This is a genomic window from Amycolatopsis sp. NPDC104819 (assembly GCF_055583145.1).
Genome location: NZ_JBVJON010000018.1, coordinates 175,694 through 186,870, shown reverse-complemented (window position 1 = coordinate 186,870; position 11,177 = coordinate 175,694). Strand labels below are relative to the sequence as shown.

12 protein-coding genes are annotated in these 11,177 nt (G+C 71.2%); 8 read left to right on the top strand and 4 right to left on the bottom strand.

The genetic code is table 11. From position 1 onward, the window contains the following. Positions 1-248: 248 nt before the first annotated feature. Positions 249-608, top strand: a complete 360-nt coding sequence (locus tag ACZ63E_RS41170; RefSeq protein ID WP_465341737.1) for a rhodanese-like domain-containing protein — start codon at positions 249-251, stop codon at positions 606-608. Between the two features lie 2 nt (positions 609-610). Further along, positions 611-1,639, top strand: a complete 1,029-nt coding sequence (locus ACZ63E_RS41165) for a DUF4328 domain-containing protein (RefSeq protein WP_465341736.1) — start codon at positions 611-613, stop codon at positions 1,637-1,639. Here ACZ63E_RS41165 and ACZ63E_RS41160 read toward each other — a convergent pair. After that, a complete protein-coding gene (locus ACZ63E_RS41160) occupies positions 1,636-2,226 on the bottom strand; it encodes a TetR/AcrR family transcriptional regulator (protein WP_465341735.1) in 591 nt (196 codons plus the stop codon). The genes ACZ63E_RS41165 and ACZ63E_RS41160 overlap by 4 nt on opposite strands. 94 nt (positions 2,227-2,320) lie before the next feature. Between ACZ63E_RS41160 and ACZ63E_RS41155 the strand changes: the two genes are divergently transcribed. Both ACZ63E_RS41155 and mca read left to right on the top strand, forming a co-directional pair. Further along, positions 2,321-3,670, top strand: coding sequence for a DHA2 family efflux MFS transporter permease subunit (locus ACZ63E_RS41155; RefSeq protein WP_465341734.1), 1,350 nt, complete (start codon positions 2,321-2,323; stop codon positions 3,668-3,670). A gap of 21 nt (positions 3,671-3,691) precedes the next feature. Next, entirely contained in the window at positions 3,692-4,537 is an 846-nt protein-coding gene (mca, locus tag ACZ63E_RS41150) for a mycothiol conjugate amidase Mca (protein WP_465341732.1), read from the top strand. A gap of 500 nt (positions 4,538-5,037) precedes the next feature. On the opposite strand, the gene ACZ63E_RS41145 is transcribed toward mca, so the two are convergent. Continuing rightward, the gene (locus ACZ63E_RS41145) at positions 5,038-6,204 is read right to left on the bottom strand and encodes a cytochrome P450 (RefSeq protein WP_465341731.1); all 1,167 of its coding nucleotides are present in this window, start codon (positions 6,202-6,204) and stop codon (positions 5,038-5,040) included. A 53-nt stretch (positions 6,205-6,257) separates the two neighbouring features. Here ACZ63E_RS41145 and ACZ63E_RS41140 point away from each other — a divergent pair, with 53 nt between their 5' ends. The 4 genes from ACZ63E_RS41140 to ACZ63E_RS41125 all read left to right on the top strand — a co-directional run bounded on the left by ACZ63E_RS41140 (position 6,258) and on the right by ACZ63E_RS41125 (position 9,201). Then, a complete protein-coding gene (locus ACZ63E_RS41140; protein WP_465306199.1) occupies positions 6,258-7,139 on the top strand; it encodes a DUF5926 family protein in 882 nt (293 codons plus the stop codon). Between the two features lie 164 nt (positions 7,140-7,303). Beyond that, on the top strand, positions 7,304-7,657 hold the full coding sequence (locus ACZ63E_RS41135; protein ID WP_465341730.1) for a DUF952 domain-containing protein: 354 nt from the start codon (positions 7,304-7,306) through the stop codon (positions 7,655-7,657). A 210-nt stretch (positions 7,658-7,867) separates the two neighbouring features. Beyond that, positions 7,868-8,380 (top strand): SigE family RNA polymerase sigma factor, encoded by a 513-nt coding sequence (locus tag ACZ63E_RS41130; RefSeq protein ID WP_465341744.1) that lies wholly within the window; start codon positions 7,868-7,870, stop codon positions 8,378-8,380. Continuing rightward, the gene (locus ACZ63E_RS41125) at positions 8,377-9,201 is read left to right on the top strand and encodes a hypothetical protein (RefSeq protein WP_465341729.1); all 825 of its coding nucleotides are present in this window, start codon (positions 8,377-8,379) and stop codon (positions 9,199-9,201) included. The genes ACZ63E_RS41130 and ACZ63E_RS41125 overlap by 4 nt, the downstream gene beginning before the upstream one ends. 84 nt (positions 9,202-9,285) lie before the next feature. On the opposite strand, the gene ACZ63E_RS41120 is transcribed toward ACZ63E_RS41125, so the two are convergent. Together ACZ63E_RS41120 and ACZ63E_RS41115 are read right to left on the bottom strand one after the other, a co-directional pair. Beyond that, complete coding sequence (locus ACZ63E_RS41120; RefSeq protein ID WP_465341728.1) at positions 9,286-9,840, bottom strand: ferritin; 555 nt, start codon at positions 9,838-9,840, stop codon at positions 9,286-9,288. Positions 9,841-9,988: 148 nt separating this feature from the next. Continuing rightward, complete coding sequence (locus ACZ63E_RS41115) at positions 9,989-11,176, bottom strand: arginine deiminase (protein WP_465307010.1); 1,188 nt, start codon at positions 11,174-11,176, stop codon at positions 9,989-9,991. Between the last annotated feature and the right edge of the window lies 1 nt (position 11,177).

The window sequence follows — 11,177 nt, the reverse complement described above, 5'->3', positions numbered from 1 at the left end:
CGAGCGTCGCGCCGCCGGCGAACACCGTCAGGCGGCGGGCGACCTCGTGCTCCTCCTCCCTCACCCCCCCCCCCCCCCCCTCTCCCCCCCCCCCCCCCCCCCCCCCCCCCCCCCCCCGCGCCGTGTCGCCCCCTCAATCACGCGTGATGCCCCTCCAGTCACGCGTGATGCCTCCCGGATCACGCGTGATGCCTCTTTCCGCCCGCGCGTGTCCACCTCACGCGCGGGCAACGCCCCGGCATGGCAGCATGGAGATCGTGGTGAGCCCTGCTGAACTGCCGACCGCCGAGGTCCGCGACCTGCCCAAGGACGGCCTCGTGCTGCTCGACGTCCGCGAAGACGACGAGTGGGCCGCCGGGCACGCGCCGGGCGCGGTGCACATCCCCATGGGAGAGCTGCCCGTCCGCGTCGGCGAGCTGACCGACCTGCCCGACGACCAGCCGATCCACGTGATCTGCCGCAGCGGCGGCCGGTCCGCGCGGGCGACGGCGTGGCTCAACCAGAGCGGCTGGGACGCGGTGAACGTCGCCGGCGGCATGGGCGCGTGGCACCGCGAAGGCCGGCCGATGGTCGGCGAGCACCCCGGCATCGATCCCGAAGTGATCTAGCCTTGCAGCCGGGTCAGCCTCCGCAGTACCCCCCGGGGTACTGGCCGCGCCAGGTGCCGCCGCCGAACGCCCCGCAGCTGCAGGGCCGGACGCTGGCCGCCCAGCCGGAGCCGTACCCGTATCACCGCCGTCAGGCCCACCGGCCGAAGCTGCGCTGGGTGGCGACCCCGCCACCGGGCGCCTGGCCGCGACGCCGGGTCGTGCCGCCCGAGCGGTACTTCGGGCCGCCGTCGTACCCCGTGCCCCCGCGCTGGGGGTTCCCGAACCTGGTCTGGCGCCGTCCGACGTCGGTGCCCGGCACGGCGTCCGACGAAATCCGCCCCATCGACCGCGTGCCGGTGCTCAGCCGGAGCCTGATCGGTGTCCTCTTCGGGTTCGCCGTGCTCTCCGTGGTCGCCGCCGGCGCGGAAATCTGGCGTTACGTGCTGCTCGTCCAGGGCCGTGACGCCGCGCTGACCCGCTCGGTGGTGGCGTTCTCCGACGGGTTCGTGCTCACCGCCGGCCTGCTGGCCTCGATCCTCGCGCTGCTGCCCGCCGGGCTGTCGGTCTGGTGGCTGCTGGTCACCCGGCAGGCGGCGTCGGACCTCTCGGGTGACGCCTCGCCGCGCCCGGTGTGGCAGGTGCTGGTCGGCGTTCTCGTGCCGGTGGCGAACCTGCCGATGGCGCTGTCGATCGTCGGCGAGCTCGAGCACGCGGTGCTGGGCCGCCCGCGCGACATGCGCCCGAAGCCGTCCCGCCAGGTCGTCGTGTGGTGGGGCGCCTGGCTGCTGAACTGGATCCTGCTCGGCGCGACGATCGTCTGGCGCTTCCGCGAAGACGTCCAGTCGATGGCCGACAGCGTCATCCTGGTCGCCCTGACCGACCTCTCCGCGGCCGCGCTGGCCGTGGTGACGGCGCTGGTCGTCCGGCGGTTCTCGGCGCTGCTGGCGCCTTCGGACGCGCGGGCCGTGCGGTCGATGCGCGTGCTGAAGGTCGCGGACGCGCCGGAGCCCGAGCTGCGCACCGCACGCCCGGCCGGCGCGGCCCGCTAGTACCTCCCGAAAACCGGTTCCAGCTGGTCGAAGGCCAGTTCCGCGAGGGGCCACACCGCGTCGGAGATCTGCTTCTCGTCCTCGACGGTCCGGTCGAAGACCTCCTCGAAGAGCACGCGCAGCACGGTCGTGAGGTGCGCGGCGGCGAGCACCGGCGAGAGCCCCTCTTCGGGGTGGCGCCGGATCAGCAGGTGCGTGAGGGCGGCCTCGCGCTCGCGGTGCATCTCGTGCAGGGCGTTCGTCAGGACCGGGCTTTCCTTGATCATCCGCACGAAACCGGGACCCGAGAAGCCGACCAGCGCGTGCTCGGCGCCCAGCGCTTCGAAGTAGAGCTCGCGGGTGTCGTGGAAGACGCTGTCGCGGACCAGGGTGGCCGGCCAGGACGTGAAGTCCGTGCGGATGTCGAAGACCAGGTCCTCCTTGCGCGGGAAGTGGTTGGTCACGGTCATCTTGGCCACCCGCGCCTCGGTGGCGATCTCCGCGATCGTCACGTCTTCGAAGCCGTTCCTGATGAAGAGGCCCGTCGCGACGTCGGAGATGTTCCTCCTGGTCTCGTGCTTCTTCTGGGCCCGGAGTCCCTCGCTCATGGGGTCACTCTACTGGGTCGGACCCAAGTTTGTGCTTGACCCATCGACTGGGTTCGACCTAATCTGAGGTCCGACCTAGCCAACGGGGGTGGAGATGACAACGGCGGTACGTCCGGACGCGGCGTTGTGGCGGCTCGGCGGGGTCCTGATCATGGGCGCGGTGCTGTCGATCCTCGACGCGACGATCGTCACCGTCGGGATCGACTCGATCGCCCGCGACCTGGGCAGCACGCTGCCGACGGTGCAGTGGGTGGCGAGCGCGTACCTGCTCGCGGCGTCGGCGGCGATCCCGTTGTCCGGCTGGCTCGCCGACCGGTTCGGCGGCCGCGCGGTCTGGCTGACGGCGGTGGCGATCTTCACGGCGGGCACGCTGCTGTGCGGTTTCGCCTGGTCGGCGTCGGCGTTGATCGTGTTCCGGGTGCTCCACGGCCTGGGCGGCGGGCTGATGCAGCCGGTAGGCCAGGCGGTGTTCGCGCAGGCGGCGGGCCCGGCGCTGGGCCGGATGATCGGCGTGATCACCCTCCCGGCCACGGTGGCCCCGGTGCTGGGCCCGATGCTCGGCGGCGCCCTGGTGGCGGACTTCGGCTGGCGCTGGATGTTCTTCGGGATCGTCCCGCTGGGCGTGGCGACGTTCGTCTTCGCCCGGCGGCTCCTCCCGGCGCCGCCGCCGTCCGGCACTCGCGAGCCGCTGGACGTCCGCGGGATCCTGCTGCTCTCCCCGGGGCTGGCAGTGTTCGTGTACGGCCTGGCCGAGGGCCTCACCGTGGCGTGGGTGGCCGGAGCGGTGCTGCTGTTGGCGTACGGCGTCCACGCCTCCCGGGTGCGTTTCCCGGTGCTCGACCTGAAGCTGTTCCGCGACAAGGGGTTCACGGTGTCGAGCATGAGCACGTTCTTGCTGGGCGCGTCCCTGTACAGCTCGATGTTGCTGCTACCGCTGTACTACGAGCAGGTCGAGCACGCGAGCCCGCTGCAGGCCGGACTCCTCCTGGCGCCCCAAGCGGTGGGATCGGCGGCGGTCCTCCTCGCGGGCGGCCGCCTGCTGGCCCGCTTCGGCCCCCGCGCCATGATGCTGGCCGGCATCACCCTGTCGTTGCTGGGAACGGTTGCCTTTACCCAGCTGGGTTCGGCGCCCAGCGGCGTCTGGCTGACGCTGTCGTTGCTGATCCGCGGCGCCGGCCTGGGCGCGGCGACCACGCCGGGCATGACCACGCTGTACGGCTCGCTGGAGCGCTCACGGATCCCGCGCGCGGCCAGCGCGTTCAACGTGATCAACCGCATCGGCGGCTCCCTCGGCACCGCTCTGCTGGCCGCGATCCTCCACACCGAACTGACGGTGTCGGCCGCACCCACGGCCTTCGGAACCACGTTCACGTGGGCGCTGGCGCTGTCCGCCCTGACGCTGATCCCGGCGGCGCTGTTCCCCGGCCGAAGCCGGCTCGCTTAGCCCTTCCCCAAGGAGAACCCGATGACCCGACGCCTCCTGAGCGTCCACGCCCACCCCGACGACGAGTCCAGCAAGGGCGCGGCCACCCTGGCCCGCTACGCCGCCGAAGGGGTCGACGTCCTCGTCGCCACCTGCACCGGCGGTGAACGAGGCGACATCCTCAACCCGGCCCTCAACACGGAGAAGACCCGCGAAGACCTCCCGGCGGTCCGCCGTCGCGAGATGGCGGCCGCCGCCGAAATCCTCGGTGTGCGCCAGCGTTTCCTCGGCCTGGTCGACTCCGGCCTGCCGGGCGAAGGCGAGCCACTGCCCGAAGGATGCTTCGCAGCGATCCCACTGGAAGAGGCGGCAGCGCCGCTGGTCGCGCTGATCCGGGAGTTCCGCCCACAGGTCGTGATCACGTACGACGAGACGGGCGGTTATCCCCACCCGGACCACATCCGCACCCACGAGGTAACCCGCGAAGCCTTCACCGCGGCCCCCGACCCCACCCGCTACCCGGGCACCGGCGAGCCGTGGCAGGCCCAAAAGCTGTACTACCAAGCAGTCCTGAGCCGCGCCTGGTTCCAGGCCCTCCACGACGCAACGCTCGCGGCCGGCCTGAAGTCATCGATGGGCACGGTCCTGGACGAACTCCCGAAGGAGGACAAGCTCACCGTCACCACGAGGATCCGCTGCGAAGCCCACTTCAGCACCCGCGACCGCGCCCTCCTAGCCCACGCGACCCAGATAGATCCCACCGGCCCGTTCTTCACCCACTCACGCGAAATCGAGCGCAAGGTCTGGCCCTACGAGGACTACCACTTGGCCCACCCCACCCCCAGCCCCGCCCCAGAAGACGACCTATTCACCGGCGTAACCCCCTGAGCCCCGCCTCCAATCACGCGAGTTCGGCGTCCAGTCACGCGAGATCCGCCCCGGATCACGCCGAGCCAGACACCCAGCGGGTCAGACGGTGACCCGGAGCCCTTGCAACCCGCGGATCACGACCCCGGCCGTCACGCGAGGTCCGCTCCGGGGTCACGCCGAGCCGGGCGCCCAGCAGCTCAGTCAGTGACTCGGCGTTCCGCAGCCCGCGGATGACGAACTCCGGCCGTGGCCGCGGGATCTCCGCCAGGCGCAGTCCCGGCAGCAATCCATGAGTTCCGCGTTCAGTCACGCGGATCCGTCCCGGATCGCGCCAAGCCGGGCGCCCGCGGGTCAGGCGGTGACCCGGAGTTCCCGCAGTCTGCGGATGACGAACTCCGGTCGTCGCCGCCATGCGCAGCCCCGGCGGCAGTCCGCGAGTTCCGCTTCCAACCACGCGAGATCGGCACCCAATCACACGAGATCCGCCCCGGATCACGCCGAACCAGGCGCCCAGCGGGTCAGACCGTTACCCGGAGTTCCCGCAACCCGCGGATCACGAACTCCGGCCGTCGCCGCGGAGCCTCCGCGAGCCGCAGCCCCGGCAGCTTCACCGCCAAAGCGCTCAACGCCGCGGCGATCTCCACCCGAGCGAGAGGAGCACCAACGCAGTAGTGAATCCCAAGCCCGAAGCCCAGATGGGCATTCGGCGTCCGCCCGATGTCGAGCCGGTCCGGTGAGTCGAACACCTTCGGGTCTCGAGCCGCGGCACCCAGTAGCGCCCCGATCTTCTGCCCGCGGGAGACGACGTAGTCGCCGATCGTCACGTCCTCTGTGGCCGTCCGTTCGAACAGCTGCAGGGGCGAGTCGAACCGGATCAACTCCTCGACGCACGAGTCGAACAGCTCGGGGGACGCCAGCAGGCGCTCCCACTGGTCCCGGTGCGTGAGGAGCGCGGTGATGCCGTTACCGAGCACATTCACGGTGGCCTCGTGGCCGGCCATCAGCAGTAGCACCGCGGTCGCCACCAGCTCGTCCGGTGTCAGCTCGCTGCGCAGGAGGTCGCTGATGATGTCGTCGCCGGGGGACTCGGCGCGGGAAGCCGCCACCGTCCGGATGTAGGCGACGAACTCCTCGGCGGCCCGCTCGGCGGCGTCGCGGCCGTCCTCGGGCAGGTCGAACTCGTACATCTTCACGATGCTGTTTGACAACTCCACCATGCGGGGCCCGTCGGATCCCGGCACGCCGAGCAGTTCGGCGATCACCGCGACCGGCAGCGGCTGGGCCAGGTGCTCCAGCAGGTCCGCGCTGCCGTCGGCGGTGATGGCCGCGGCGAGGTCGTCGACCATGCGGGTGGCGAGCGTCGCGACCATCGGACGCAGCCGCTGGACGTGGCCGCGGCCGAACGCGCCCGCGATCACGCGCCGCAGGCGGGTGTGGGCCGGCGGCTCGTTCTCCAGCAGGGAGTTCCGGTGAAGGAGGTTGAACGAGGCGAAGCGTTCGAGCGGCTCGGCGTCCTGCCAGATCCGGCCGAGCCCGCGGTGGCGCAGCACAGCGGACGACGCGGCGTGCGAAACCGCCACGGCCAAGCCGAGCTTGTCGTGGAAATGGACGTCGCCTTGTGCGCGCAGGGCGGCGAACGCCGGGTACGGGTCTTCGAGGAACTCGGGATCGCGGGGGTCGAACACGTCGCGAGACTAACCCTTCGATAGCGTCTCAAGCCGAGCCAGAGGAGGCAGCAGTGGGCAAGGGCGCGCGCAAGAAGGGTCCCAAGCAGGCGTCGGACCGCAAGCCGAAGGTGCGCGACGTCTTCGTCGGCCAGCCGTTCGAGGGACTGGCGGCGGAGCCCGAGCTGATCGCGCTGCGCGAGTTCGTGCCGTCCGCGACGGCCAAGCTGACCCTCGCCGACGGCGGTGACGTCACCCTCGGCACCGTGCTGCCGATGGCGGCGGCCGCGTTCGTCCGCTCGGACGGCGAGCGGTACCTCGGCCTGCAGGTGCAGACCCGCTCCTCCGACATCAGCCGCGACCTCGGCCGCTCGCTGAAGTGGCTGCTGGACGCCAAGGAGGGCGACGTCCTCGGCGTGCCGGACACCACGACCCCGCCGGCCGCCGACGAGCACGCGCGCCTCCAGGACCTGCTGACCCCGGGCGCCGAGCTCGACGTCACGCTGCACACCGACTTCGCGTGGTGGCTGCCCGAGGACGCGGACGCCACCGGTGACGTCGCGGTCTCCCTCGAGCGCGCGAACGCCGCCATCATGCCGACCGAACGTCTCGGCTCGGGCGCCTACTGGGTCCTCGCGGGGGAGAAGGCGCACCTGCGCTGGGTCCGTCCGGAGCCGGAGAACCTGCTGCTCCAGGCCCTGGCCCGGCTGTCCGCGGCCGGCGAGCTGGGCCTCGGCGAAGGCTCGCGCTACGCGGGCTCGTTCCGCGCGCACGGCCTGCTGGTGCCGGTGTGGGACCTCGACCCCGAGGCCCACGCCCGCGAATGGGCCGACGCGAAGGACGCACTCGGCGCCCGCCTCGACACGGCGTTCAAGTCCCTCGACACCGAGCCCCTGAACGCCGCCGAGCGCCGTGCCCGCGACGGTCTCATCGGCCGCCAGCTCACCCTGCGCTGACCTCGGCCCGCCGCCGACCGCGAGCACCAGCCACGCCGCGTCAACAAGCGCCGGACTACCGGTCCGAACCGGTGGTCGGTGACCGCCTCGATGAGCGTTCAACCAGGGCTTTTGTGGCGCACGAGACACCGCCGCCGGCTCGCGCCGGTGGGACCATTCTTCGCGTGATACTTCACATCTGCGGGGCGGCCGACTGGGCCGGAGTGGGCGAAGACGGCGAGTACCGGCCGCCGTCGCTGGGGGAAGCCGGGTTCATCCACTGTTCCGACTTCGGCACGGCACACCTGCCGGCCAACGCGCTCTACCGGGGGCGGACCGATCTGGTCCTGCTCGAGATCGACCCGGCGAAGGTCGGGGCGCCGGTCCGCTGGGAGGACGGCGAGCCGCCGCACCCGGCCGGGATCTGGTTCCCCCACGTTTACGGCCCGATACCGCACGCGGCCGTGGTCGGCGTGCACGAATTCGGCGAGACGGCGGACGGCGGCTTCACGCTGCCGGCCGCGCTCGCGCTCCGTTGACGTGGGCAACTCATCACCCGCCTGGGCGGCTACGAATCCAGGCGGGAACGCAGGCAACCTGAGGGGGCTGTGATGCGTGTTGGGGAGGAAGGCGACTCGGCTTCTGGCTACCCGACCCCGATGGGAGGCGATACGGTGACCGCTGCGGCACCCGTCTTCACCGGGGGAGATACCTGGGTGACCAGCGCAGGCCGAGGGAGGGCCGCGACGTTGCCGGGTGAGCTGGCGGACTTCGGCGACTTCGTGCAGGCGACACTGCCGGGGTTGCTGCGGTACGGCCACGCGCTCACCGGCAACCCGCACGACGCCGCGGACCTGGTCCAGACCGTGCTCGAAAAGATGGGCTCGCGCTGGAGCTACGTGCACGAGAAGACCGGCGACCCGCTGGCCTACGTCCGCCGCTCGATGGCGAACGCGCACGTGAGCCGGTGGCGTCGGACGCGCCGCGAAAACCTGGTGGCCGACCTGCCGGACACCGATCCGCACGTGCCGGCCGACCCGTTCGAGCACGAGCCGCTGTGGCGCGCGTTACGAACGCTGCCGCCACGGCAACGTGCCGTCATGGTGCTGCGTTACTACGAAGGTCTCTCGGAAGCGGAGATCGCCGGTGCCCTCGGTATCACGCAGGGGACCGTCAAGAGCCAGGCGAGCAAGGCGATCGCGTCGCTGCGGATGAAGTTGAAGTCGGCCGACGACGAAGGCGAAGGGAGTGCAGCGGGTTGAACATCTCCGAGGACGAGCTGGAGCAGCGCCTGCGCGCGATGTTCGCCGACGAACGGCTCGACCTGCCGCCGCCACCCGACGCCGGCACGGTCATCGTGGCCGGTGCGCGACGGCGGCGCCGTCGTCGTCACGCCGTGCAGGCCGTGGCGGGAGTCGCCGCGGCCGTGGTCGCCGTGGCGGGCGGGCTGACCATGGTCCGCCTCCACACCGAAGACGGCACCGCGGTGATGTCCGCCGACGGGTCCGTGATCAGCGTCAAGCCACCCGAGAACCTCACGCCCGGCCGGCAGCCTCAGCCGTCGACGCCCGGGCCCACGAGCACCCACGACATCCAGGTCTCCCCGCCGCCGACCGCGGTGACGTCGAAGCCGGGTCGGCCGCCGTCGACGCCGAAGCCGTCGACGCTGCCGGGCGTGATGAGCGGCCCGCTGCTCGCCGCCGACGGCTTCGGCCGGCTGAAGCTGGGCATGTCCGAGGCCGACGTGACCGCCCAGGCCGTCACGCTCAGCGAGACCCAGGCGGGGACCGCCTGCAGTGTCTACACGGTGGACGGCAGCGGAGTGCCCGCGCCGGCGACCGTCGTGATTTCGAAGGCCGTCGGGCTGACCGTCGTCACCCCGGCGCAGGTCGCGCACACCGCGGAGGGCATCGGGGGCGGGTCCACCAAGGCGGACGTCCTCGCCACCTACCCGGCCGCGAAGGAGGAGCCCGGCGGTATCGCCGCTCCCGCCGGCGGCGCGGCCGACTACCACTTCCGGCTCGGGGAGAGCGGCGTCGTCGAGACCAGCCTCATGAGCGTCAACCAGGACTGCGCCGGCTGAGCGCCGGCCGCATGCGAAAACCCGGGCTGTCCACAGGGGGAGAGCCCGGGTTTTCGGCTTCTGTGGTGGGAAGCAGTCAGAACGTCAGAGTGCCCCGCCGGCCACCGGCGGCATCTGCGAGTCGGAGCCGCCGTCGCCGACGGACTCGCGGTGCAGGTGGTTCTCGACCTCGAACAGGTTGCCGTTCGCGCGCTTGACGACGTTCAGCAGCGTGCTCATCTGGGAGATCTCTTCGACCTGCTCCTTGAGGAACCACTGCGTGAACTGCTCGCTGATGTAGTCCTCTTCGGCGCGGGCCGCCTTCGCCATCGCGGAGATGTCGGTGGCGACTTCCTTCTCCTGCTCGAGCGCGAGCTCGATGACCTCGGTGACGCCGGAGAACTCGTTGCGCACCTCGCCGGTGCCGGGGATCTCGACGTGGTGGTCGCGGTCGAGCATGTACTGCACGAGCGCCATCGCGTGGTTGCGCTCTTCGACCGACTGCTTGTAGAAGTGCTTCGCCAGCTGCGGGAGGTCCTCGGCGTCGAACCAGACCGCGAGCGAGATGTACTGCTGGGACGCGTTGAACTCGTTGTGGATCTGCGCCTGCAGCAGTTCGTAGAACTTCGAGCGCGGTTCTTTCTTCTTGGTGAGGGCCATGCGAACCAGAATAGGTCAAGATTGGCGGTAAAGCCACTTCGGACTGGTGATCTACCCCCTATTAGGGTTACCATTCCTAGAGAAGACAACCCTTATTTAAGTTAGCCTTCCCTCAATGCACAATGCATTAAGGGAAGGCTTACCTCTATTACTTGAGGGGGTCGCGGCGGACCGGGCAGGACATGCACCGCGGGCCGCCCCGGCCGGAACCGAGCTCCGAACCGGTGATCGGCAGCACCTCGATGCCGGCCGCTTCCAGCCGCTCGTTCGTCTCGACGTTGCGCTCGTACCCGACAACCACACCGGGCGCCAGCGCGAGGGTGTTGTTCCCGTCGTCCCACTGCTCGCGCTCGGCCGTCACCGGGTCGAGCCCGGTGTCGATGACGCGCAGGCGGTCGATCTCCATCGCTTCGGCGGCGGCCACGAGGAACGGCGCCGGGCCGGCGACCTTGACCCCGCCGTCGCCGGTCGGGCGCAGCGTGAACGCCGTCAGCGAGTCGCGCGCCAGCGGGTACATCACCACGGCGTCGGCGTCGACCATCGTGCACACCGTGTCCAGGTGCATCGTCGCGCGGGACTGCTCGATCGGCACCGCCAGCACGGTGTGCGCGATGCCGTCGGCGAACACCGACCGCGCGAGCGACTCGGCACCCGCCGCCGTCGTGCGCTCGCCGACGCCGATGGCGAGCACGCCCGGCGCCAGCAGCATCACGTCGCCACCCTCGATCGGCGCCGAATGCGCGCCGTACGCGCGGGCCGCGTGCCGGAAGTACGGGTGGTAGGCGTAGATCAGGTCCAGCACCGCGGTCTCGCGGCGGCGCGCGGGCATGGTCAGCGACGAGATCGCCACCCGGTCGGCGATCCACGCCGACGAGTCCCGCGTGAACAGCAGGTTCGGCAGCGGGTCGACGGCGAAGTCGTGCGGGTGGTTCATCATCCGCACCAGCGACGCGCCCTCGGCGGACGGCAGCTCCTCGAACGTCATCCCGGCCATCAGCACCTCGGCGAGACCGGCCGCGTCGACGCCGGAAAGGTGGGAGCGCAGCGAGTCGCCGAGGTCGCCGCCGAGCCGCCGGTCGTCGACCGCCGCGTGCACCCCCGCCGTGTGGGCGCGGTCGTCCTCCAGCGCCGTCCGGAGCGCGTCGGCCAGCAGCAGCACCTCGACGCCGCGGCCGCGCAGCACGTCGGCGAACGCATCGTGCTCGGCCTGCGCCCGGTCGACCCACGGGATCGAGTCGAAGAGAAGCTGGTCGTTGTTGCGGGGCGTCAGCCTTTTGAGCTCGTTGCCGGGCCGGTGCAGCAGCACCGCGCGCAGGGGTCCGACTTCGCTGTCCACC